At 61.2% G+C, this 24,281-nt stretch carries 16 protein-coding genes; 9 read left to right on the top strand and 7 right to left on the bottom strand.

The genetic code is table 11. The features are described 5' to 3' along the window. Nucleotides 1-8: 8 nt before the first annotated feature. The gene (locus IPJ76_16215; GenBank protein QQR86126.1) at nt 9-602 is read right to left on the bottom strand and encodes a sugar transferase; all 594 of its coding nucleotides are present in this window, start codon (nt 600-602) and stop codon (nt 9-11) included. Nucleotides 603-669: 67 nt separating this feature from the next. Here IPJ76_16215 and IPJ76_16210 point away from each other — a divergent pair, with 67 nt between their 5' ends. From IPJ76_16210 to IPJ76_16185, 6 genes are all read left to right on the top strand, one after another. Further along, nucleotides 670-1,506: an ABC transporter permease gene (locus IPJ76_16210; protein ID QQR86125.1), complete on the top strand. Its 837-nt coding sequence runs from the start codon at nt 670-672 to the stop codon at nt 1,504-1,506. A 2-nt stretch (nt 1,507-1,508) separates the two neighbouring features. Then, nucleotides 1,509-2,753 carry an ABC transporter ATP-binding protein gene (locus tag IPJ76_16205; protein ID QQR88486.1) on the top strand — a complete coding sequence of 415 codons (1,245 nt, stop codon included), beginning with the start codon at nt 1,509-1,511 and terminating at the stop codon, nt 2,751-2,753. 118 nt (nt 2,754-2,871) lie between these two features. Further along, a complete protein-coding gene (locus tag IPJ76_16200) occupies nt 2,872-3,840 on the top strand; it encodes a glycosyltransferase family 2 protein (GenBank protein QQR86124.1) in 969 nt (322 codons plus the stop codon). Nucleotides 3,841-3,845: 5 nt separating this feature from the next. Continuing rightward, nucleotides 3,846-4,775: a glycosyltransferase gene (locus IPJ76_16195; protein ID QQR86123.1), complete on the top strand. Its 930-nt coding sequence runs from the start codon at nt 3,846-3,848 to the stop codon at nt 4,773-4,775. Continuing rightward, entirely contained in the window at nt 4,772-5,644 is an 873-nt protein-coding gene (locus tag IPJ76_16190) for an alpha-1,2-fucosyltransferase (protein ID QQR86122.1), read from the top strand. The genes IPJ76_16195 and IPJ76_16190 overlap by 4 nt, the downstream gene beginning before the upstream one ends. After that, on the top strand, nt 5,641-6,864 hold the full coding sequence (locus IPJ76_16185) for a glycosyltransferase family 4 protein (GenBank protein ID QQR86121.1): 1,224 nt from the start codon (nt 5,641-5,643) through the stop codon (nt 6,862-6,864). The genes IPJ76_16190 and IPJ76_16185 overlap by 4 nt, the downstream gene beginning before the upstream one ends. On the opposite strand, the gene IPJ76_16180 is transcribed toward IPJ76_16185, so the two are convergent. From IPJ76_16180 to IPJ76_16155, 6 genes are read right to left on the bottom strand one after another with little or no spacing between them, the layout of a single operon-like run. Next, complete coding sequence (locus IPJ76_16180; GenBank protein ID QQR86120.1) at nt 6,810-7,970, bottom strand: glycosyltransferase family 4 protein; 1,161 nt, start codon at nt 7,968-7,970, stop codon at nt 6,810-6,812. The genes IPJ76_16185 and IPJ76_16180 overlap by 55 nt on opposite strands. 3 nt (nt 7,971-7,973) lie before the next feature. Next, entirely contained in the window at nt 7,974-9,179 is a 1,206-nt protein-coding gene (locus tag IPJ76_16175; protein QQR86119.1) for a DegT/DnrJ/EryC1/StrS family aminotransferase, read from the bottom strand. Continuing rightward, a complete protein-coding gene (locus tag IPJ76_16170; GenBank protein ID QQR86118.1) occupies nt 9,176-10,426 on the bottom strand; it encodes an O-antigen ligase family protein in 1,251 nt (416 codons plus the stop codon). Before IPJ76_16170 ends, IPJ76_16175 begins: the two co-directional genes overlap by 4 nt. After that, nucleotides 10,423-11,658, bottom strand: coding sequence for a glycosyltransferase family 4 protein (locus tag IPJ76_16165; protein QQR86117.1), 1,236 nt, complete (start codon nt 11,656-11,658; stop codon nt 10,423-10,425). Before IPJ76_16165 ends, IPJ76_16170 begins: the two co-directional genes overlap by 4 nt. Further along, nucleotides 11,655-12,734: a glycosyltransferase gene (locus tag IPJ76_16160; GenBank protein QQR86116.1), complete on the bottom strand. Its 1,080-nt coding sequence runs from the start codon at nt 12,732-12,734 to the stop codon at nt 11,655-11,657. The genes IPJ76_16165 and IPJ76_16160 overlap by 4 nt, the downstream gene beginning before the upstream one ends. Further along, complete coding sequence (locus IPJ76_16155; protein ID QQR86115.1) at nt 12,731-14,527, bottom strand: glycosyltransferase; 1,797 nt, start codon at nt 14,525-14,527, stop codon at nt 12,731-12,733. Before IPJ76_16155 ends, IPJ76_16160 begins: the two co-directional genes overlap by 4 nt. 121 nt (nt 14,528-14,648) lie before the next feature. On the opposite strand from IPJ76_16155, the gene IPJ76_16150 reads away from it, so the two are divergent. The 3 genes from IPJ76_16150 (at nt 14,649) to IPJ76_16140 (ending at nt 24,252) form a co-directional block, all read left to right on the top strand. Next, entirely contained in the window at nt 14,649-15,083 is a 435-nt protein-coding gene (locus IPJ76_16150) for an NfeD family protein (GenBank protein QQR86114.1), read from the top strand. A 33-nt stretch (nt 15,084-15,116) separates the two neighbouring features. After that, on the top strand, nt 15,117-16,115 hold the full coding sequence (locus IPJ76_16145; GenBank protein ID QQR86113.1) for an SPFH/Band 7/PHB domain protein: 999 nt from the start codon (nt 15,117-15,119) through the stop codon (nt 16,113-16,115). 388 nt (nt 16,116-16,503) lie between these two features. Continuing rightward, on the top strand, nt 16,504-24,252 hold the full coding sequence (locus IPJ76_16140; GenBank protein ID QQR86112.1) for a S8 family serine peptidase: 7,749 nt from the start codon (nt 16,504-16,506) through the stop codon (nt 24,250-24,252). Nucleotides 24,253-24,281: the final 29 nt, after the last annotated feature.

Here is a 24,281-nt window from a genome sequence, read left to right as displayed (position 1 = left end):
TGAGCGGTTCAACCCCGGAAGAGCATGCCCCGCGCGGTGCCGAAGAGGATGCCGAGGTCGAGCAGGAACGAACGTTCGCGCACATAGCGCAGGTCGATGGCCAGCTTGGCGGGCATCAGTTCCTGGATGTAAGTCCGTTCCGGATCAGAGCTGCGGGCCAGCAGTTCGTTCTCGTCGATGTAACGAAGGCTTGCCGGACCCGTGATGCCGGGCCTGACGTTCAACACCTGGCGCTGCTCCGCGCTATATAGCGCAACGTACTTGGGCACCTCGGGCCGGGGGCCCACAAGGCTCATCTCGCCCACCAGTACGTTCCAGAGTTGGGGCAGCTCGTCGAGCTTCGATTTGCGCAGGAAAAAGCCGACACGGGTTACGCGCGGATCGCGTCCACCGATGGTCAACTGGCCCTTGGCCTCACTGTCCGGTCGCATTGTCCGGAACTTCATAAGCTTGAATTCATGACCACCTCGGCCTACGCGCACCTGCCGGAAAAAAGCCCCACCCGGGGAGGTAAGAGCGATCGAAAGGGCCACCACCAACAACAGCGGCAGGAGCACCAGCACCAGTACCAGGGAGATAATGATATCGAACCCGCGTTTCATGCCCGGGCAAAGAAGGGCGATCCACGGCCACCATCAATGCCCGCGCGGTAGCTTCGCCGCACATCCCATGCACCGCACCGTCATTGAGCCCGGCCGGGCCGACCGCCATTACTGGCGCGACCTGTGGACCTACCGGAGCCTCTTCGGGTTCCTCGCATGGCGCGATGTGCTGGTGCGCTACAAGCAGACGGTGATCGGCATTGCATGGAGCGTGCTCCGGCCGCTGCTCACGCTGGGTGCCATGGCGCTCATCGGTTGGTTGTTCGGATCGGACGTCCCTGAAGGTGTGCCGCGGCTGATCCTTGTGGCTGCAGCCACATTGCCTTGGACCTTCTTCAGCACGGCGATGAGCGAGGCAGCCGGGAGCCTGATCGCCAACAGCAACCTGCTCACCAAGGTCTATTTCCCGCGCCTCATTGTTCCAGCGAGCACCATCATCGTTTGCCTCATCGATTTCTTCATCTCGCTGGTCATACTGCTGGTGCTCATGGCGATCTACCGGTTCCAACCGGGACCGGAGATGCTCTTCCTGCCGCTGTTCCTTTTGCTGGCCATGGTGACGGCACTGGGCTTGGGCGTGTTCATCGCCGCCCTGAACGTCCGTTACCGCGACTTCCGCTACGTCGTTCCCTTTCTCGTCCAGTTCGGGCTCTATGTCTCCCCGGTGGCCTTCACCAGCAGCGATGTGCTGGACCATCCGAACGTACCGGAAGCGGTGAAGTGGCTGTACGCCATGAACCCCATGGTGGGCGTTATCGATGGTTTCCGCTGGTGCTTGCTGGGCGGTGCCTCCCCCATCATCATGCCGGGCTTCACCGTGTCGGTGGCCATCAGCCTGGTGTTCCTCATTGTTGGTCTGCGGTACTTCCGCCGCACCGAACGATCATTCGCCGACGTGATATGAGCATCGGCCAGGAGATGATCCGCGTGGAAGGGCTCAGCAAGAGCTATACGCTCCACCATCGGAAAACGGAACGGTACACCGCTTTGCGGGATGTCATAGCGGACAACGTGAAAGGGCTCTTCCGGCCGAAGGCGACGGTAGAGACATCGGAAGAGTTCTTCGCGCTGCGGGATATCTCGTTCACGGTGAACGCCGGTGATCGCGTGGGCATCATCGGCCGCAACGGTGCCGGGAAAAGCACCCTGCTCAAAGTGCTGAGCCGCATCACCGAGCCCACGCACGGCCGCATCGTCCTCAACGGCCGTGTGGCCAGTCTGCTCGAGGTGGGCACTGGCTTCCACCCCGAGCTCAGCGGCCGGGAGAACATCTACCTGAACGGGGCCATCCTCGGCATGAGCCGCGCGGAGATCACCGCCAAGTTCGACGAGATCGTTGCTTTCGCCGAGGTGGAGCGCTTCCTGGACACGCCCGTGAAGCGTTACAGCAGCGGCATGTACGTGAGGCTGGCCTTCGCCGTGGCCGCGCATCTGGAGCCGGAGATCCTGGTGGTGGACGAAGTGCTGGCCGTGGGCGACAGCAAGTTCCAGCAGAAATGCCTGGGCAAGATGGAGGACGTGAGCAAGGGTGGCCGCACCATCCTGTTCGTGAGCCACCAAATGGACGCTGTGCAGCGCCTTTGCAACAAAGGATTGTTGCTGGAACAAGGTAAAGTGGCCGCTTCCGGGTCATTGCACGACGTCATCCATGCATACACGTCATCGGGCTCGTCGGGGAATGCGGTCACCGAATTGGTCCAGTACGCTTCCCCTGAAATGGTCGCCTTCACTGAGCGCATCCGCTTGTTGGACCCTGATGGCCGTCCGTTGAACGAGATTCGCATGGGCACGGCTTGGGCCTTGCAAGTGGACTTCATGTTGCGCCGCCCCGTGGAAGGACTTGTGGTTGCGGTGGGCATCAGCACGGTCCTTGACCTTCCAGTACGCACGAGCTGGAGCCTCCCGAATGCGCTCGCGGCAGGCCGTTATTCCGCGACCTTCCGCAACGACCACATCCATCTCACTGCAGGTGTGTACAAGGTGGTGATAGGACTGTCCGAGGAAGGCCGGAACTTCCAGCACCTGGCTGACCATGCCACGATCACCGTGAGCGAGGTGAGCGCGCTGGCGCACGACCCTCGCATCCTGAACACCCGCAGCGGTCTGTTGTTGAACCAAATGGACGTGGAGATCAATCCGTTGGATCGATGATGAAAGCCGGGATACGCTCCATCATGGAACAAGCGAATGAGCAGCCGAGCAATGAGGCCCTGTTCGCCCGCACGCGGTTCCCCGGCCGCTGGTCCTGGTCCCTTAAGAGGATGTCCCGATGAGCACTCCACGCGTGAGCGTGATCATGCCCCTGTACAATGCGGCTCCTTTCGTTGAGGAAGCCGTGCGCTCCGTTCTTGATCAGTCCATCACTGATCTGGAACTGGTGGTGGTCGACGATGGTAGTACCGACCGTTCCGCACAAGTGGTGGCAGGCATGGGCGATGCCCGTGTCAAGCTGATCCGTCAGGAGAACCGTGGGGTTGCGCATGCCCTGAACGCGGCGTTGGCAAAGGCCAGCGCGCCGTACATCGCGCGCCAGGACGCCGATGACGCCAGTCTCCCTGATCGCTTGAAGCACCAACTTGAGCGCTTTGAACAAGAACCCTCCTTGTCCATCTTGGGCGCATGGTCATTGATCACCGATGCGGCAGGCGAACCACTACGCGAACAACACCAGCCGCTTACCGATGCGGCCATCCGTTTCGCGCTCCTTTTCGACACGCCGTTCGTGAGCTCGTCCGTCATGTTCAAACGGACCGCTGCGGAGAGAGCAGGCGGCTTCGACCCCGGACCGGACGTACACGATGACTGGGACATGTGGTCGCGCCTTTGCCGCCAAGGCCGCGCCGCAAACCTTCCCGAAGTCCTGGTCCGCTACCGTGTGCTTCCCACCGGCCTCACCCGCACGATGCCGCGCTTCCAGGAGCGCAGCCTGCGGCAGCGACGGGAGAACATCAGATGGGCCTTGCCCGGACTTCCGCCCGACCTCGCCGTATTGCTGGAACATCTGGGCATCGACTATCCCATTGCCACACCGACCGGGCTGCGTGCGTTGCACGGCGAACTGTTCACCTTCATCATGGACCTGACGACCGACAAGGACGAACGCGCGGTGTTGGAACGGGATCTTCGCGCCAAGTTGATGAGCGCTCGCCTGGTTCCGCACCATAGCCCTGTCCACCGCGTCCTGGACCATCTCCGCAAGCGGTGCGTCCTGGGGTCATTACGGCGTGGTGAGCCATGAAGCCCATGAGGATGGAAGTTGATGTGGTGATCCCGTTGTACAACAATGCGGCTTACATCATTGAGGCCCTCGCCTCCGTGCTCGCGCAAACGCATTTGCCCGCGCGGGTGTTCGTGGTGGACGACGGCTCGACCGACGACGGTCCCGCCCTGGTCGAAGCCTTCATCGCGGCGCACACGGAAGGACATCGGGTGCGCTTGGCACGGCAACCCAATCGAGGACCGAACAGCGCACGGAACCACGGGCTGCGCTTGGGCAATTCACCGTTCGTGGCGTTCCTCGATGCGGATGATGTCTGGCATCCATGCAAGCTCGAGCAGCAGCTCCAGTGCTTCACACCTGGCACATCCGGCGGCACCGTGCTGGTGCACTGCGGTGCCTATGCCGTGGACGCGGCGAGCAGGACCTCACCATTGGCCGCCAGCAACGGTGCAGCCTTGCGCGGCGACTGCTTCGATCGGCTGCTCTTGCGCAACACCGTCCCCGGCGGGTCCAGCGCCGTGCTCATCCGGCGCAGTGCCTTTGGCGAAACGGGGCCCTTCGACGAGGCCTTGCTCACCTCCGAGGACCACGACATGTGGCTTCGGCTCGCACGGGTCGGAGCGTTCGATCACGCACCGCAGGACCTTGTGGGATTGAGGCAGCACACGGGCAACACCTCCAAGAACGCTCTGCGCATGCTGCAGGGTCTCGTCGCCTTCGATGCGAAATGGATGAAGCATGCCCGAACGAGGCCGGACGTGTTACGCTACTGGGGCCACTTGATCGCGCTCTTCGCCGCGCGCGTCCCTGAACAGGAGCTTGCATACTCCACCATCCGGCGCGGACTTACCGCCACCGATGTACGCGCACTTGCACGCCGTGCGCTGGGCTCAATGAAGCTGTACATCCTGCTGAAGCGCCTGCGTGCCACCTTTCGCCCGGATCGCGCATGAGCATCATCGTGAAACTGATGGGAGGGCTGGGCAACCAGTTGTTCCAGTATGCGCTCGGCCGCCGCATCGAACTCGAACGCGGTGTGGACGTGGCTTTCGACCTGGACCACTATGATCGGACCACCGGGCCTGCGACGTACCGTGCGCCTGGGCTTGATGCGTTCAATGTGACGATGCGCACCGCAGATGCTGCCAGCGTTCAACGGGCGCGCTTCGGCGGGCCGCTGCGCAGTGGTCTGCACCGCCTCCATCCCCGGCTCGCACCGGAACGCACCGTACGCGAAGCCTCCATGCGCTTCGATGCCTCCGTCCTTCAGGCTGTGGACGGTAGTTACCTCGAAGGTTACTGGCAGAGCGAACGCTACTTCGACCCCGTCGCACCGGCGTTGAGGCAAGAGATCGTTCTGCGGACACCGCTGCAGGGGAGCGCAGCGGAAGCGGCACAGCGGATCCGTTCCGTACCGGCCATCAGCGTGCACGTCCGCCGCGGCGACTATGTGAACCAAGCAGCCGCGAGCGCGCACTTCCACACCTGTACACCAAGCTACTACCAACAGGCGATGGAGCGCATGCTGGTCAGCTCACCCGACGCGCGGTACTTCGTGTTCAGTGATGATATGGCCTGGAGCAGGGCCCATATCCGTTCGGACCGCCAGGTGCATTTCGTGGAGCTTGGGGCTCCTCCGCACATCGACATGTACCTTATGTCGCTGTGCGACCATCACGTCATGGCCAACAGCAGTTTCAGTTGGTGGGGCGCTTGGTTGAACCCGTCACCGGACAAGCGCGTGATCGCGCCGCTGCGCTGGTTCAAGGATCCAGCCATTGATACCGCCGACCTGCTTCCGGTCGGCTGGGAACGCTTATGAGCAACCGGGTAAGCGCTTCCCTTCCCGCTCGCCTATTGCGCGGCGTGTACCGCGTGCTCACCTATTCACCGCTGGCCACTTGGCGCGAGCAGCGGACGCTGGTCCGTACGCTCCGGGACTGGTCAGGAGAGCACCTCTTCCTCTTCCCCTACTTCGGTATTGGAGGTGCCGAGCGCGTGCATGCCGACATCGTGGCCACGGTGAAGGACAAAGCGCCATTGGTGATCATACATGGCTTCTCCGGTTCGGATGCGAACCGCTCCGCTTTCGAGCGCTCCGCGATCACGATCGAACTTCCACATTTGCTCAATCACCCCATCACACGGGGCTGGGCCCGCACCAGGATCGCCGCCGTGCTGAACGAACGCGATAACGCGGTGCTCTTTGCTTCGTTGAGCAGCACCTTCTTCGATCTGCTTCCTGCACTGCACGCGCGGGTGAAGTGTACATACCTGCAACACGCCTTTCTTTTCCAACCCAGCGGCAACGCCCAACACAAAGCCTGGCTTCACCTCTTCCCAAGGCTCCACGCCATGTTGTTCGTTAGCAGGCACGCCTTGGGCGAATACAGGCGTTTCCTGTCTGCGAACGGCATTTCCCCGGAGGAACAAGGCAAGCTCGGCTTCATCTCCAACGCCGTGGACCGTTTCGTTGAACCCCTTCTGCGCAAGGGCCGGGTCGGCGTGCTGTTCGTTGGCCGCGACTCGAGCGAGAAACGACCGGAGCTTTTCTTGCGGATCTGTGAGCAACTGCATGCAGCAGCACCGGATGGGTTCCGGTTCACCACTGTTGGGATCAACGCACGCAGCAACTCAGCTGGCATCCGTTCCACCGGGCCGGTCAGTGATCCCAGCGTGCTTTCCGCGCTGTACAGTTCGCATGACATCCTTGTGCTCACGAGCGACCGTGAAGGATTCCCAATGGTGATCATGGAGGCGATGGCGCACGGCCTTGCGATCGTGAGCACCCCTGTTGGCGATGTGCCCAACCGTCTGGATAGCGGATACTGCTGCATCATCTCTTCCACGGACCCTTCGATCGTGGTAAACGAAATGACGGACTTCCTGCTCACCATGCAGGCTGACCCAGAAAGGCTGTGGGCCATGCGACAAGCTGCGTTCGCGCGTGCGAAGGTCGTGTTCGAACCCGGTGCATTCCATCGACACTACCGCGAACTCCTCACAAGCCCAGCGGCCTCCACCTCAGCCATCAACCGCTGAACGAAGGCCTCCCAGGTGAAATGCTCTTCGTAGCGCTTGCGCGCCGTGGTGCGCATACGTTGCCAAGTCGCTGGATCGCGCACCAGTTGTTCGATGCGGTCGGCATAGGCCCGGGCACCTTCATCCAAGTTGAATAGGAAGCCGGTTTCTCCTTCAAGCACGATCGTGGGCACACCACCGGTGCGCGAGCCGAGGGCCGGAACGCCATATGCCGCAGCTTCGCAGAAGGCAATGCCGTATGCCTCGAAGCGCGTCGGAAGAATGAACAGATCGGCGGCGCGCAGGTGCTCCTCCAAGCGCGCCCGCTGCCGAGGATCGCTCTTGCTGAGGAAACCCTCGCGGACGACGTTCTTGTCGGTGACCTCCTTCGGCACATCGCAACCGCACACGATCAACTGCGCATTGATCCCCCGGCGTGCCAATTCCCGCAGCACCTCCAGTGCAAGCGGTCCCCCCTTGTTCTCCCATTGCACGCCGATCATGAGCAACTTGAGCACCTCCGGTGGGAAGACCCGCTGCTCCGGGGCCGGGACCTGTCCCAGGTTGGCGCCCATGGGGATCACGCGGATACGGGACGCTGATGAAGGTTCCGACTTCCGTGCACCATCGGCCGCCCAATCCGAGGTGAACACGGTCAATGCTGCGTTGCGGAGGGCTTCGCGCTCAAGTTCCAGGCTTTGGCGCAGCGACCATGCGAACGGGTCCTTGAGGATGCTGTGATAACCCACGGCGCCTGCGATGCTCCGGTCGTTGAAGTGGATGATGGGCACATCGGTCTTCAGCTTCGCGATGGCCGCCAACCCCGCCGGAGCGAGAACGACGTCCGCGTTGGCCGCCCGCAAGCGCTTGGCGATGATCCCCGCGTAAGCCCGGGAAAGGATCGGTGAATCGCGGTAGTGGAAGCGCTTGCCGAACAACCGCAAGGTGATCTGGTTGAAAGCGCGCAGCACGAACAGCAACGGTTGTGGCTGCAACGGACCGATGAGCACCAGGCGATGCCCCTGCTTCCGCAGTTCTTCGGCCAAGTGGTAGTGGATGCCCGACCAGGACCGCTTGTCGTTGGCGTCGTCGGTAGTGACGTAAGCGATCGTGAGGGGGCGCGGCATTCGTCAAGCCATGACTTCGGCAACGCTGTCCTTCACCGCAGCGATCACCATGTCCACCTGGGCGTCCGTGAGGTCGAAATAGACCGGCAAGCTGATCTCCCGGCTGTAATGCAGGTACGCCCGCGGAAAGTCCTCGATGCGATAACCGCGCTTCCGGTAGGCCGTGAGCATGGGCATTGGTATGAAATGCACGTTCACGCTCACTTGGCGGCGGCCAATGGCTGCGATGATGGCATCGCGCTGCGCCTCCGTGGCTTGGGCCACCCGCAGCATGTACAGGTGATAGCTGCCGGTACGGGCACCGTCGCTCAGCAGCGGGACAATGAAACGCCCATCGGAAGCGAACGCTTGTTCGTAACGCGCGCAAATGGCCCTGCGGCGTGGTAGTGTCTCGTTGTCGTAGCGCTCCAATTCCACCAGCCCGATTGCCGCTTGCAGGTCGGTCATGTTGCATTTCCAGCCCGGCTCCTCGACGTCATAACGCCACCCGCCAGCCGTAGTCTTGGCCAGAGCGTCCTTGTTCTGGCCGTGCAGGCTCATGGTGTTCAGCTGCTTGTAGAGCGCGGCATTGTCCAACGGAGCAGGCAGGTTGAGCGCGAGCGCTCCGCCTTCGGCCGTGGTCAGGTTCTTCACGGCATGGAAGCTGAAACCGGTGATGTCGGCTTGCGTGCCAAGCTTCTTGCCACAAATGGCCGCCCCGAAGGAGTGCGCGGCGTCGCTCAGCACAAGAGGACGGCCGAGCATGCTCTGCACGGGCCCGTTCGCCACGAAGGCCTGTCCGGCCTCTTCAGCAATGCGCATCATTTCACCCACCTGTGCGGGCAATCCTCCTATGTCGACCGGAATGATGCATTTGGTCAGCGGGGTCAGCGCACGGCGAACGCCGTCGGGATCGATGGTGAAGTCATCGAGCACGTCCACCATCACCGGTGTGGCACCGACGTGCACCACGATGTTCGCGGTAGCGCAGTAGGTGTAGGCCGGCACGATCACCTCGTCGCCGGGGCCGATCCCGAACCAGCGCAACACGAGCTCCGCCGCGTTGGTCCAACTGTTCAGCGCGATCACATGGTCCACACCGCTGTATGCCGCCAAGCGCCGTTCGAACTCCTTGGTGCGCGGCCCGGTGGTGATCCAGCCCGAACGCAAGGCCTCCGCGACTTCCGCAATGGTGCGCTCATCGATGCGGGGCGGGCTGAAAGGGATCATGACGCGCGAAGATGAGGGGCTTCGTCCTTCCACAGGAGGAGTACCGCGAACACAGCGAAGAACACAGCACCCGCTTGGACCTCGAGCATGCTTTCGACAAGCCAATTGAGCGCAACGAGCAGCACGAACAGGGTGAACAGCGGATCGCGCGCACGGCCCGCGGCCAAGGGCACCAGCACCATGGCCAAGAGCGCAGCAAGCGCAAGAACACCCAGGCAAGCCGCCGATTGCAGGTATTGGTTGTGCGCGTTCAAGCGCCGCTCTGCTGCACCGGTGTACCCCTTGGCGTTGTACACGGCCACCAGTTCATCCTTGATGTCGCCAGTACCCGTGCCCGACCACGGTTGTACCTTGAAGAGCTCCCATGCCGTGCCCCAAGTGAGCCAGCGCACGGCACTGCTGGTAGTGGCGTTCGGGTCATGCTTTTGTTCGGAGGAAGCACGGAACATCTCCTGCACACGATCGCGTGCGTATGGTGACGCCATGACGAGTACCGCAACACCAGCGGCCGCGAAGGCCATCATTCCCAAAAGCGTTCGGCGCACGAAGGCATTGCGTCGAACGAGAACGACCAAGGTCACCAGCAAGGGTGTAAGGAGCAGCCAGCCGATCTTGCTCGCGCTCAACACCACACCCAAGTTCAGCAAGGCCAGCACACCAACCGACCACGAGCGAGGCACCCAAGTGTGTATCGGCAGCAGGCACCACGCGGCAATGGCCAGCGAGAGATAGAGCGCGAAATAGCTCGGGTGCAACAGCAGCGACCAGTACGAGCTGAAGACCTCTTGTGCCGGCGACAGATCGGAACCGGTCGCGATGCGCCAGACCGAAGCAACAGTACACACCAGCACCATGAGCGCGCCCGATAAGCTGAACACGAACGCCAGCAGGTCGCGCCCGGTGCGAACATGCGCTCCGCAGAAGCCTGCAAGCAGCGGCAGTACCAGCAGCGGCAACTTGATCTGAAGGTCAAAAAGACCAAAACCCAAGTTGCTCGTCCATGCAAGGCCAATGATGTGGAGCAGCCCGAACACCATCAGGTACGGGTACGGCGTTCGCCAGAGCGTCGGAAGAAACCAACCGAACTTGTTCTTCGCTGCCAGCCAGAAAAAACCGGCGTAGGCGCAGAGCACAGCGGCCGATGGCACCAACGGCATGAGCACCATGGTGCCGATAAGCAAGAACAGCGGACCGGATCCCCACACGGCGCGCAGCCTTGCCCACTCGGATGTGATGCGTTCGTTCATTGCCGTGCGATGGCCTTCAATTCTTCCCAGAGCCGTGCGCTGATGACCTCACGGTCGAAGCGGGCCCGGGCATACCGCGATCCGCTGCTGCCGTGCTGTTCCAACAAGTGAGGCTCCACAGCGTAGCGGCGCACTTGCATGGCCAGGTTTTCTGCATCCTCCGGAACGAAGGCCAAACCAGCACCACCATCATCAATGAACAACTGCTTGGCTTCTCCTTCAACACCCAACAACAAAGGCTTGCCCAACGCCAGCGCCTCGAAGATCTTGCTGGGGATGGCGCCCTTGAACAAGTCGTTCTTGCGGAGCGGCACCACCACACCGCTCGTGCAGCGCAGCAGACCGATCAGTTCGGGCCGCGGCATCTTGTCAATGAAGTGCACATTGCCTGCGCCCATTGAAGCTGCCATGTCCTTCAACTTGCGAAGTTCCGGACCAGCGCCGATGAGGAGAAAGTGCGCGCGGTCAAGGCGAAGGATCTCAGCAGCGCGCACTATGACCTCAAGGCCTTGTGCGTGCCCGATGATCCCCGCGTAGGCGAACACGAGATCACCTGGGCGGATGCCAAGCGCATCCAACCGCGACCGGTCCAGAGGTGCCCGCGAGTACGACTCCATTGCCGCGAAGTCCACACCGTTCGGTATCCACACCACGCGCTTGCCGGGGCACCGCCGTTGGATATCCGAAACGATGCCTTGTGTTTGGCCGGTGATGAGCGCACTGGACCGGTAGCACTTCATTTCCAGCCACGTGCTCAAGCGGATCATCGTCCTGTTGGTGACAAGACCGAGCTGGACCGCGCTTTCGGGCCATAGATCGCTCACGTTGAAGACGAGCTTCGCCCCTTTTGCCCGCGCCAACAGCATGGCCGTGATGCCCAAAAAGAGCGGCGGTGATTCCACGAGCAGCACATCGCTACGCTTCAGGTTGAAGAGGCCAACGAGGAGGGATGAAAAGACGAACGAGAAGTAATTCAGCAAACGGGCCATGACGCTACGGCCGGAAGGCACATGGATCCACGCGCGGATCACGCGCAGACCGTCCCGCTCCTCCTCCATCTTCCATTTGCCCCGGTACCCATCGTGCACACGCATCTCCGGGTAGTTGGGCATGGCCGTGAGAACGGTCACTTCAGCCCCTGACTTGCGCAACGCGCACGCCGATGCGAAGAGCCGGTTCTGCGGCGCGCCGACTTCCGGGGGGAAGTACTGTGTGAGGAATAGGACCTTCATGCTCGCCGGTAAGTCTTGATGGCTTCGCGAAGCACGGATTCCATCCGGTCCACGCTTTGAGCCCATTCGTAGTTCGCCTGCACGTGGACCCTCCCTGCCGTCCCCCACTGTCGCCGCAGGTCGGAAGAAGCCACGAGTTGGGCCATTGCTTTCGCCGCTGCCTCGTGATCATTGCGCGGCACCACCATTCCGGTCACGCCATCTTTCACCACCTCGGGCAATCCGCCTGCATCGCTCACTATCACCGGCAATGCACAAGCCGATGCTTCGATAACGGCCACGCCGAAACTCTCCTGTCTGCTCAGCGCACAGAACACATCCATGCGCTGCAGTTCCGCAAGGACCTGGGAATGCGGAACGGCACCGGTGAACTCCACCAACCGACCTACCCCTTGATCCACGGCAAGTTCCTCAAGCTCCCGGCGTGAAGGTCCGTCGCCAACGATCCGAAGTCGGAGAGCTGCACCCGGCGAGTGCTCCACCAACCGTGCGAACGCTTTGATGAGCACATCGATGCCATAGACCGGAGCCAGGCTTTTCACCGTTCCGATCACCAGCGTGGGCCCGTCATCTTTCCGCAGGAACGGTGCGTAGATCCGTGTATCAACGCCGAAGGGTACGACAGTTAGCCGGCCCGGCCCGGGAACCAGCTGGCGCGTTCGGTCCGCCATTGCCTCGCTCGTCGAAACCACCCATGTGGCAGCAACCAGGTTCCTACGCACCCACCATTTGTGCAGAACGCTCTTCTCCGGAAAGTCGAAGACATCGCTGCCCCAAACGTTGAGCACCAGTGGCACACCTCGCACCGACCGTGCGAGCGTACCGTAACCGGTGGCGTAGTGCGCATTCACGACATCCGGCTTCAGTTCGCGCAGCAGCCGCGCCAGGCGCGGGCCGTTGAGCAGATAGCCCAGCCCAACGGCATGCGGCAGATCATGCATTGTTACGTCATCGTGATACCCTATTGAGGATGGATGCTGGCCGATCAAATGGACTTCGTGACCCCGCGCCGCGTAGGCGTTCGCCCAGCGCTGGGTATGCACGGAAGTCGCGGCGGAGAGGAGCACGATCCTCATGCGGCACTGGTGCGATGAAAGGCAACGGATCGAAGGTGGTCGAGTGTGCGACGCGCCGGTGCTGCGCCATCCACAGGCACCACTGCCGCATCCTGCGCGCGCCACCACAACCGATCCTTCACATCTTCGTTCACACAAACAATGCCCGCTGCGAAGAAGGCCGCCAACTGCGAGAACAAAGCACCCAAGGGTCGCCTTAGGAAGCCCTTCACACCACGGCGATCAAGGTCATCGCCCATGAAGGTGACGACCACGGGGACTGAACTGCTGAGCACCGTCCACAGGGCAGCCACCGATCCGTAGTGCACGTGCACAACATCAGGCCGCGCCGCACGGACCATTCGCTTCAGTCGCCGCCTACTGCCCACCAAGTGCATCGGGGATGTGCGGCTTTCGAGGTGGAACATGGTCACTTGTGCGCCGAGGTCGACGAACGCCTTCGCCTGGTCTTTCGAACTGCTGTAGACCTGGCCGCTCTCCGTGTCCGGGATCACCACGAGCACATGCACTTCATCCGCACCGCGCATTCCGATGCGGGCTATCTCGCTGCGCACGTGCTGCACATCGCGCCATGTTGCGTACCCGAGCCAAAGCATGGCTGCGAAGAGCACTATGCCCATGGTGAACCAAGGTGTACGAAAGGCCAAGTGAAGAAAACTGCCGACCAGGAGAACCAAGAGCGAGGTCATCAGGTTCACACCGTTCCGCGGTGTCTGGTAGTAGGCATCGAGCAGGCTGCGCATGCCATTGAAGAACGCGAAAGGCAGCGCGGAGAAGAACACCAGCCGCGAGACCGCCACCAGTTTTCCGCCACCATCACCCAAGTAGATGCGGAGAATGGGTGTGGCGAGGAGTTCAAAGAAGAGCACAAGCCCAATGGACGCTCCTGTGATCAGCACCAGCATGCGGCCCAACTTCTGGTCCAGGCCATCGAACTGAGCGCTTGAAAGGCGCGACGAGATCGCTGGAAGGAGCAACAAGGCCACCGGGCTGAAGGCTGCTGCGGCAAGGTTCAGCAGCGTGCATCCGAAGGCGTACTCCGCGCCCAGTGCTTGCCCGAACGTGCGGACCACGACGTACACGGGAACAGTGAGCAGCGCACCCAACGCAATATCCCCGGGCACACGCGGAAGCCCGTAACGGATGATCTCCGCCCGTTCCTTGCCATCACCGCGCAAGCCCCCCGAGAGCAATGCCGGGACACAGCTCATGAGCGACACCGCTGTCCAGAGTGCCCCGGTGAACCACAATACGGCTTCGAGATCCCGGAACAGCACGAACGCCAAGCACGGCACACCGGCCAACGCCAGGAACTGGATCGCATTGGCCTGCACAATGTGCCCTCGACCCCGGAGGAAACCATAGGCGACGCCGTGCAGTGCGATACCCACGGTCATCAGCGCGCTCGGCAGGATCAACCCGGCCTCTGAGTAGTTGCCGAAGCACACCCAAGAGAGCGGCCCTGGGAACAAAGCGCTGAACAACAACAGCAGCAACCCCAAAGGCACCACCCACGACAATGCACCGAACAAATAGCGCCGCTGGGCCACGGGGTCGGTCTTCATGGCCACGAAACGGGTGAGCCCCACCATGGTGCCCATGAGCACCACCGGGAAGATGAACGCGACCGTGCGGCGCACGATCACATAACGGTCGAAGTCGCTGTCGCCGTCGTCCTTGGCCAACCTGAACACCAGGACCATGCCCAGCATGCTCAGCCCTTCGGTGAGAAAGGTGAGCACCGTGTCCCGTCCTTGGCGACTGCGGAGAACGGACGACAGGCGCTCGATCATGGCGGCCGAAAATAGCCGACGGGCTTGGCGCGGACGCCGATGGAGGTGCAGGCCCGTTCATGTAACCGGGACTGCTGGCACCGCCGGTGTCCGACTACATTCACCCCCAGAACAGACAGCAATGGGTTTCTTCCAATGGGAATGGTGGGCAGTGGCAGCCTTGGTGCTGTTGATAGCGGAGATCTTCGTTCCGGGGTTCTTCCTCGTATGCTTGGGCATCGGTTGCATGTTCAGCGCGCTGGCCGCCGGGCTTGGTGCTACGGCCACCGTTCAACTGCTCGTGTTCTCCGCGTTCTCGCTGGCGGCCTTTTTCACGGTGCGTCCTTTCATGCTGAAAACCTTCGTGAAGAACGACTTGAAGACCGGGGCCGATGCACTGACCGGTCGACGTGCCAAAGTCACCCAGGACTTCGACGCCATGCACATGGGCCGCGTGAGCATTGACGGCGACGATTGGCGTGCCGAGGCCATCGGCAACAACACCTTCCGCGTTGGCGACAGCGTGGAGATCGTCCGCGTGGAAAGCAACACGCTTATCGTAAAACCCCTTCAGTAGAACAGCCTGCACCATCCAACTTCATTCCTGCACATGGACCTCTTGAACATCGTACTCATCGTACTAGCACTTTTCGTGTTCTTCCTGATCGCCAAAGGTGTACGCATCATCCAACAGAGCGAATCCATGGTGGTGGAGCGCCTGGGCAAGTACCACAAGACACTTACGGCAGGGATCAACATCATCATCCCCATCATGGACAAGCCGCGGGAGATCATCTTCCGCTTCACCCGTGATCTGCCCGATGGCAACAAGTACGTGCAGTTCGTGAAGAAGGAACGCATCGACCTGCGTGAGACCGTTTATGACTTCCCGCGCCAGAACGTGATCACGAAGGACAACGTGATGACGGAGATCAACGCGCTGCTCTACTTCCAAGTGATGGACCCGGTAAAGGCGATGTACGAGATCGAGAACCTTCCCATGGCCATCGAGAAACTGACGCAGACCACGCTCCGCAACGTGATCGGCGAACTGGACCTTGATGAGTGCTTGACCAGCCGTGACACCATCAACATGAAGCTGCGCCAGATCCTGGACGAAGCCAGCAATAAGTGGGGCGTGAAGGTGAACCGCGTTGAACTGCAGGACATCAACCCGCCGCGCGACATCCGCGAGGCCATGGAGAAGCAGATGCGCGCCGAGCGTGACCGCCGTGCGCAGATCATTGATGCGGAGGGCAGCAAGCGCGCCGCCGTGCTGCAGGCTGAGGGTATCCAGCAATCGCAGATCACCACTGCGGAAGGCCAGAAGCAGAGCCAGATCCTTGAGGCCGAGGGCGATGCCCAATCGCGCATCCGCCGTGCGCAGGGTGAGGCCGAGGCCATCCGACTGGTTACGGAGGCCATCAAAGGCGCCAAAGCCGACCCCACCAACTACCTCATCGCCATGAAGTATCTGGAAACGCTGAAGGAGATGACCAGCGGCCAGAACAACAAGGTGATCTACATGCCATACGAAGCCACCGGCGTGCTCAGCAGTGTGGGCGGCATCAAGGAGATGCTGGACGCCAACAAGGCGTTGGGCAGGTAATGTGCGCTCTGCGCTACACACTCCTCTTCGTAGGTCTGCTGGGTGCACTGCCGGGGTTTGCACGCTATAGTCGCGACAGGTGTCCGACATGCCCGTCCTTGCTTCCGAATTGGGCAGCGGTACTGATCCTCATTGGTGTAGGGTATTTTCTCTTCCGGGTGTTCCGCAAAAAGAAGGGCAAAACGGGCTGAAAGCCCCTTGACGTCTGCGCCGAAGCCGCCGCTCTGAGGACGCACTTTGTCGAGGTCTCCTGCGCGGTTCATCTGCTCGGGCCGTCTGGAGTTGCGAGGACCACGTCGGCGTTAGTAACCAAGGTTGACCCTCTTGGCGCGCTGTGGATCAGGTTGATCCGGGAATTTGGGCGCACGGCTGAAAGCAGCCGAAACCCATGCTCCGGAAACCCATCCTTCTGCTCCTTTCCATCGTTGTTTCCATCGCCTCGTTCGCGCAGCAAGCCTGGGTGCCAGGCGAGGTGCTCGTAAGGCTGAATAAGGGAACGAGCATCGCCGACGTACAACGCGACTTATCGCTGAGCCTGACAAGCGAGGCGGCTGTGAAGAGCCTCTCGCCTAGTGGCCGCGGTTCGGGCTATCACAAGCTCGTGTTCGCTCCCGGCGTCACGGACGACCGCGAACTGGAGAAGCGCATCGCGCGCTTGCCCGGGGTGGAAGCCACCTCGCTGAACTATCGCCTCGTGTACCGCGCCGAGCCGAACGACGCGCAGTACGGCACGCAATGGAACATGGAGGACATCAACGTGGAGCCCGTGTGGGACATCACCACGGGCGGCACCATGGCCAATGGGCAACGCATCGGTGTAGCGCTCTCCGATCTGGCTATCCAAACGAACCATCCTGACCTGTCGGGGAACATCTGGCCGGGCTCGCCTGCACAAGGCGGTGGTGAGGACCACGGTACCGAAGTGGCGAGCGTAATGGGCGCAGTAGGCAACAACAGCATCGGCATCGCGGGCGTGAACTGGGACGTGGAGATCTTCTCCAGCGGCGAGACCAACGACCTCTCCGACGTCATTGAGCAGTTCGAGGCCGCAACGTTCGTTCGTGAGCAGTTCAACGCGAGCAACGGTGCGAACGGCTTGATGGTGGTCTCCATCACCGCTTCTTGGGGAATACCCGATGCCGCTTGCAACGGCTTCATGGCCCCCTTGTTCACGGACATGACAGCGGCAGGGATCATCCTCGTGACCGCCGGCCCGAACGAAACCCAGGACCTGGACGTGGAGTTCGACTTTCCCTCCAACTGCGCATTGGCTGAGCACCTTGTGGTCACGAGCTATGGCCCTTTGAACGAAGTGCCGTTCGCAACGGGTAACAACAGCGTTCACCTGCTCGCTCCGGGCATCAACATTCCCGTGGCCACGGTTGGCGGCAACTACGCTATGGTCAACGGCAACTCCTTCGCGATCCCGACCGTGGCCGGGGCTGTGGCACTGCTCTACTCCGTGCCATGCCCATCGTTCGCGCAACTGGTGATGAACGATCCTGTTGCTGCGCGGCAACTGGTAAAGGATGCCATCCTCAACAATACCACGCCCTTCCCGGGAGGCAGCGCGCTGACCATCACTGGCGGTAAACTGAACGTGCACGCGGCTTACCAAGCGCTGATGTCCGTTTGCGTGCCTACCTGCACTGAGTACACCATCACCCTCACGACCATCGGCGATCCGGTGACGACCTACGCGGTCACCGACTGGAACCTTGTTGAAGTGGCGACAGGTGGTGGCAACACGATCGAAGCCTGCTTGGAGAACGGCTGCTACGCCATCAACCTGAACGGTTCGGACGGGCTGCCGATGGAAGCCGACTACATGGTGGAGGATGTGAACGGCGTGTTGGCTACGGGCAACAGCGTCGGAGGCATCATTACGGTCAGTCTTGGCAATGTGGTGAACGGCTGCACGGTTCCGGGTTCGGGCAACTTCAACCCGCTAGCAAACTGCAACGATGGCACCTGCTGTAGCGGAGCTACGGTGCGCTTGCTGCTCGCACCTGCGGATCTGGAGACCGAGGGCAATGCGCAGATCACGGTTACCTCCAACAGCGCAATACTCTTCAGCGGGTCCGTTCCGGTTGTGTTCAACGCCGAGTACGGTATTCCAGCCGGTGTTTGGGAAGACTGCGTGCCCGATGGTTGTCTCAGCATCGAGGTCACCGGCAGTTCCATGCCTCTTTTCAGCAGCGGCTTCATCTACATGAACGGGACCACGGGTAACCCCATCGAGTTCCAGACGTCAGCCGGGTACAGCGGTGCCATTGGTGGTAGCGCAACAGAGACCTGTGATGGGCTCGACAACGATTGTGACGGCGAGGTGGACGAGGACTTCATCTGGTTCACGGATGCGGACGGCGACGGCTGGGGCGTTATCGGCACCGGCGCGGTGATGTGTTCACCGCCATCATCAGGCTTCTCGCAACTGGAAGGTGACTGTGATGATGCGAACGCGGGCATCAGCCCTGACGCGCCGGACCTGTGCTCTGCACCGGATGGCATCGACAACAACTGTGATGGCAATGTGGATGAAGGTGGTTTGCAGGTATGGTACGAAGACCTGGACCAGGACGGGTTCGGGACAAGTGAGGTGTTCGCGTGCGAACAGTCGCCGACGGTCACGGATCAACCTGGCGATTGCGATGATGCGAACCTGAACGTCTTCCCCGGCGCACCGGAACTGTGCGATGGCCTGGACAACAACTGCAACGGCGAGGTCGATGAAGGCTTCACTTGGTACACCGATGCGGATGGAGACGGCTTCGGCGATGACGCATCCGCGCAATTCTCCTGCACACCGATCCCCGGTGCGGTGCAGATCGGCGGTGACTGCGATGATGTCGATGCCAACATCGCCGCACCGGGACAGGCTTGTGACGACGGCGATCCGGCCACGAGCAATGATGTACTTACCGCTTCCTGTATCTGCTTGGGCAACTCGGGCAACTGTCCACCCGGTGAGGTGGAGGACTGCAACGGAAACTGCGCGCCCATCGATTGGGTCGGTGACGGCACCTGCGATGACGGCAGCTTCGAGTGGGAAGGGAATGTGATCTTCTTCAATTGCGCCGAATACAACTTCGACGGTGGCGATTGCGCCAATTGCGTGGCCGAAGTGTGTGACGGCATGGACAATGATTGCGACGGACAGGTGGACGAGAACTACATCTGGTATGTGGATGCCGATGGCGACGGTTATGGTCAACCTGCAACGGAAGCCATCGTTTGCACCGATCCGGGTCCTGGCTTCACTCAGTCAGGCGGCGATTGCGACGACACGAACGCAGCGGTCTTCCCCAGTGCAATGGAGGTCTGCGACGGGTTGGACAACAACTGCGATGGCATCACCGACGGCACCACGGAAGACTTCCAAACGGGATGCACCGACCCCATGGCCTGCAACTACGACGCTGGCGCAGTTTGTGGCGGCGGCACGTGTGTGCAAGGCAGTACGTCCATAGGCGACGAGGTGTACGCGACGGACTTCACGGCCACCGATGTGAACGGCAACCCGGTGAACCTCTTCGCGCTGCTCGCGCAAGGCAAGAGCGTAGTGCTCGACTTCTTCACCACCTGGTGTACGCCGAGCAACCAGATGAACAGTGCCGGGTTCCTACAGGATTGGTACGCGCACATGGGTCCCGATGGACTCGACCATATCCGCATGGTGAGCATCGAGATCGAGGACACGGCTACGGTGACCGGTTCGCTTGCGCCATTCCTGGCGGATGCGACCTGGCCGTTCATCGCGGACGGTGGCAACGCCATCATGCAGCAATATGCCGCGCTCGACCTGTACAACGGCTTCGTCCCAACGCTCGTGATGATCTGTCCGGATCGTTCTGCCCGGCGCATCTATGCCTTGCCGGATCAACTGCCTTACACGGGCTTCTTCAACTACGACCCTACTGCCGCACTTGAACTGCTCAATGAAAAGTGCGGCTGCCGCGGTACACCGTGCTTCACCAACATCGGCTGCATGGATGCGAACGCATGCAACTACGACCCCGCTGCGACCTGTCCGGGTCCGTGCGTGCAAGCACAGGAGTGGTTCACCGATGCGGATGGTGATGGATACGGCGGGGCATCGCTGGGCATCTCCTGCACGCAACCGGCCAACTCCGCAGGTATTGGCGGCGACTGCAACGACAACGATCCAAACGGCCAGATCGGCTTCGACCTGTACGTGCTTTCCGAAACGGAGAACGACTTCGGCAGCGCACATTATGTGATCACGCAAGGATCCAACGTGATCCAAGGTGACATCCAATTGCCGGAAGAAACACAGGGCATTGGGATGTTGCCCTTCTGTATCGGTACCAGCTGCTTCAGCATCACGATCACGCCCAATGATGTGCCGCTGTATGAGGAGAGCTACATCACGCCACCCGGCAACACCGAGGAGCCCACGTCGTTCAGCACGGTTGATGGTTTCCACGGTTCGCTCTCCGGCTCGACACAGGAAGTATGCGACGGGATCGACAATGACTGCGACGGGCAGGTGGATGAGGACCTTCCACAGCAATTCGCGGACAACGATGGCGATGGTTTCGGCAACGCGCTGGAGCCGCTGCCCTGCGATACACCGGGTGTGGCCAACGCCGATGACTGCAACGACAACGACCCGCTGATCGGTGCGGGAGCCTGTGGCAATTGCACCGCCGCTGATCAGCTCTGGATAGCGCAGAACCAGCAGACCATCGACGATATCATCAGCTCGGTCATCTTCAATTGCATCAACAGCGGCGACCTCGAGGCTTGTCTCGCGAGCGCACTGCTGAACCAAACACCGCTACAGAACTCTTGTGTGACGTGCATCGCGCAGCGGTACACCTGCATCATGGGCACATGCCTTACGGCCTGTATCAACGGCTTCGGGAGCGCGAACTGCCAAGCGTGCATCCAGGCCAACTGCCAGCAGGCGTACCTCGCATGCACCGGCCTGGTGGATGCCGATGGCGATGGTTCCTTCTCGCTGGTTGATTGCGACGATGCCAACAGCGCGGCCTACCCCGGTGCGAGCGAGATCTGCGACGGTCTCGACAACGATTGTGATGGCCTGGTGGACGAGAACGTAAGCGTGACCTATTACACCGACGCGGATGGTGATGGCTTCGGCGAGGACGGCACAGAGTTCACGGGCGACTGCGATCCGCCGACTGGTGCTGCCACGGCAGGTGGCGATTGCGATGATGCGGACAACACCGTCTTCCCCGGTGCGCCGGAGCTCTGTGACAACATCGACAACAACTGCGATGGCGCGGTGGACAACAACGCGGGCATCGCCTACTTCACGGACGCCGATCAGGACGGTTTCGGTGATGATGCAACGGAGACCTTCTCCTGCACGCCGATCCCCGGTATGATCACACAGGGTGGCGACTGCGATGATGCCAACCTGACCATTCATCCCGGCGCAGCGGATCCCTGCGACGCGATCGACCAGGATTGCAGCGGTGGTCCGGTGCTCACTACCTGGTACCAGGACAACGACGGCGATAACTACGGGACCGATGCCGTGTTCACGCAGGACTGCGTCCAACCTGTCGGCTTCGTGCCGGTGAGCGGCGATTGCGACGACACCAACGCAAGCGTCTTCCCCGGCAATGGTTGCAGCGATTGCACGATCACCGAACAACAGTGGTTGAGCACGAACCAACAAACGCTGATGGATGCTATCACCTCTTGCGCCGGTCAGTGCTTCGGCGATCCGGGTTGCACGGAGGATTGCCTGTTGCAGCAAGGATTGCCGGTGGGCGCGCTGTGTTTCACCTGTGTGACCGACATGATGCTCTGCACACAGGCGAATTGCTTCGCTGATTGCCTGAGTGGTCCCGGCCTCTGCTTCGGCTGCCAGGTGCAAGCGGGCTGCATGGGCCAGATGGCCACGTGCATGGGCCAGTCGGATACCGATGGTGATGGCTGGTGGGCAGGCAGCGATTGCAACGACGCCAACACCAGCGTGTACCCCGGCGCGGACGAACTCTGCGATGGTCTGGACAACGACTGCAACGGCCAGGTGGATGATGGCATCAGCATCACCTACTACACCGATGCGGATGGAGACGGCTTCGGCGTGGACGGCACCGGAACCGTGGGCGATTGCAACCAACCCATTGGTACCGCTACGGTCGCTGGCGATTGCGATGATGCAGACGACACGGTCTTCCCCGGCGCGCCCGAACTCTGCGACAACATCGACAACAACTGCGACGGCGAAGTCGACAACGAAGCGGGCATCGCCTACTACACCGACTCCGATGGCGATGGATACGGCGATGATGCGAGCATGACCCTGTCCTGTACACCGATCCCCAACACCATTACCATCGGTGGAGACTGCAACGATGGCGATGCGGCCATCAACCCCGGCGCTGCTGACCCTTGCGATAGCATCGACCAGGACTGCAGCGGCGGGCCGGTCATCACCACGTGGTACCAGGACCTGGACAACGACGACTACGGTAACACGAACGTGACGATAAACGATTGTGTGCAACCCGTCGGATACGTGTCCTCCAACGGCGATTGCGACGACACCAACGCCAACGTGTTCCCCGGCAACGGATGCGGCAACTGCACGCCCCCAGAGCAGCAATGGCTCGCGGAGAACCAGGTGGAGTTCCAAGAGGCGATGCACCAGTGCCTGTTCCAATGCCTCTTCGATGGTCCGGATTGCATCAGCTCGTGCATGCAGAACGCGGGTATTCCGATCGGCGCGGTTTGCCTCACCTGTGTGGAGGACTTCATTGCCTGCTGGCAGGACAACTGCCTACTGGAATGCCTCAATGGCGAGGAGGCGTGCTACGAATGCCAGCTGCAAAGCGGCTGCACGGCACAACTCGTGACCTGTCTGGGCATGGTGGATGCCGACGGTGATGGTTGGTGGCAAGGCAGTGACTGCAACGACAACAACCCGACGATCTATCCGGGCGCACCGGAATCGTGCAATGGCCTGGATGATGATTGCGACGGCACCGTGGACAACGATGCGGGCACAGCCTACTACCCCGATGTGGACGAGGATGGCTTCGGCGGCGACGATGCGATGGTGCTCTCGTGCACGCCCATACCGGGCATGCTCACCGTTGGTGGCGACTGCGACGACACCGATCCGCTGGTGAACCCGCTCGGCACGGAAGTGTGCAACGGCCAGGACGACAACTGCGATGGCCAGGTGGACGATGGACTGCAGTCGCTCTGGTACTTCGACCTCGATGGCGATGGATTCGGGGATCCTTCCACGGAGGTCTTCACTTGCGACCCACCGGTCGGTTACATTCTACAGGGCGGCGATTGCCACGATGGGTTATCCACCGTTCATCCTGGTGCACCCGAATTGTGCGATGGCTTCGATAACGATTGTGATGGCGGCGTGGACAACATCTGCGTCCTCGTGGCCGCTCATCTTCTCCTCGAAGGGCCTTTCAACCTGGGAACCGGCTTGATGAACGACGGCATGCGCGCCCTGGGACTTGTCCCGACCACCGAGCCGTACACCGGCTTGGGTTACACGCACACGGGCGGCGGCGGAAACGAGATCACAACGCCTGTGGTGCTAGCAGTTTCGGGCAGCGATGCCATCGTGGATTGGGTGCTGCTCGAATTGCGCGATGCGGTGGATCCGTCCATCATCGTGGCTTCGCGAAGCGCTTTGTTGCAACGTGATGGCGACGTGGTGGATACCGACGGTGTAAGTGCGGTGAGCATGTTCATCGGCCAAGGCAATTATTACGTGGCCACACGGCACCGTAACCACTTGGGAGCCATGACCCTCTCGCCGATGTTCCTCTTCTCCGGTCCGACCGCAGTGGACTTCTCACAAACGACCACGGCCACCTACGGCATTGAGGCCTGTCGTGTGAACGGCGCCTTGCAATTGTTGTGGTGCGGCGATGTGACCTTCGATGGGGTGGTGAAGTACACCGGCCTGAGCAACGACCGTGACCCGATCCTGATCGACATCGGCGGAACGCTGCCTACCAACACTATAAGCGGTTATCACGACACCGACGTGAACCTGGACGGCACCGTTAAGTACACGGGCGCTGCCAACGACCGCGATCCGATCCTCATTACCGTGGGCGGCACCATACCAACAGCAGTGCGCGTGCAACAACTTCCCTGACCGGTCCTCACGGACTGACCCGTAGAGAA

It is taken from the genome of Flavobacteriales bacterium, assembly GCA_016699575.1.
Taxonomy (GTDB): domain Bacteria; phylum Bacteroidota; class Bacteroidia; order Flavobacteriales_F; family PHOS-HE28; genus PHOS-HE28.
This window is presented reverse-complemented; position numbering and strand designations above follow the sequence as displayed.

Excerpts from the sequence above, each read along its gene's own strand:
- IPJ76_16195 (QQR86123.1), top strand. The coding sequence starts at position 3,846 with ATGAGGATGGAAGTTGATGTGGTGATCCCGTTGTACAACAATGCGGCT.
- IPJ76_16155 (QQR86115.1), bottom strand. The coding sequence starts at position 14,527 with ATGATCGAGCGCCTGTCGTCCGTTCTCCGCAGTCGCCAAGGACGGGAC.
- IPJ76_16150 (QQR86114.1), top strand. The coding sequence starts at position 14,649 with ATGGGTTTCTTCCAATGGGAATGGTGGGCAGTGGCAGCCTTGGTGCTG.
- IPJ76_16160 (QQR86116.1), bottom strand. The coding sequence starts at position 12,734 with ATGAGGATCGTGCTCCTCTCCGCCGCGACTTCCGTGCATACCCAGCGC.
- IPJ76_16200 (QQR86124.1), top strand. The coding sequence starts at position 2,872 with ATGAGCACTCCACGCGTGAGCGTGATCATGCCCCTGTACAATGCGGCT.
- IPJ76_16140 (QQR86112.1), top strand. The coding sequence starts at position 16,504 with ATGCTCCGGAAACCCATCCTTCTGCTCCTTTCCATCGTTGTTTCCATC.
- IPJ76_16145 (QQR86113.1), top strand. The coding sequence starts at position 15,117 with ATGGACCTCTTGAACATCGTACTCATCGTACTAGCACTTTTCGTGTTC.
- IPJ76_16165 (QQR86117.1), bottom strand. The coding sequence starts at position 11,658 with ATGAAGGTCCTATTCCTCACACAGTACTTCCCCCCGGAAGTCGGCGCG.
- IPJ76_16175 (QQR86119.1), bottom strand. The coding sequence starts at position 9,179 with ATGATCCCTTTCAGCCCGCCCCGCATCGATGAGCGCACCATTGCGGAA.
- IPJ76_16210 (QQR86125.1), top strand. The coding sequence starts at position 670 with ATGCACCGCACCGTCATTGAGCCCGGCCGGGCCGACCGCCATTACTGG.
- IPJ76_16215 (QQR86126.1), bottom strand. The coding sequence starts at position 602 with ATGAAACGCGGGTTCGATATCATTATCTCCCTGGTACTGGTGCTGGTG.
- IPJ76_16180 (QQR86120.1), bottom strand. The coding sequence starts at position 7,970 with ATGCCGCGCCCCCTCACGATCGCTTACGTCACTACCGACGACGCCAAC.
- IPJ76_16190 (QQR86122.1), top strand. The coding sequence starts at position 4,772 with ATGAGCATCATCGTGAAACTGATGGGAGGGCTGGGCAACCAGTTGTTC.
- IPJ76_16170 (QQR86118.1), bottom strand. The coding sequence starts at position 10,426 with ATGAACGAACGCATCACATCCGAGTGGGCAAGGCTGCGCGCCGTGTGG.
- IPJ76_16185 (QQR86121.1), top strand. The coding sequence starts at position 5,641 with ATGAGCAACCGGGTAAGCGCTTCCCTTCCCGCTCGCCTATTGCGCGGC.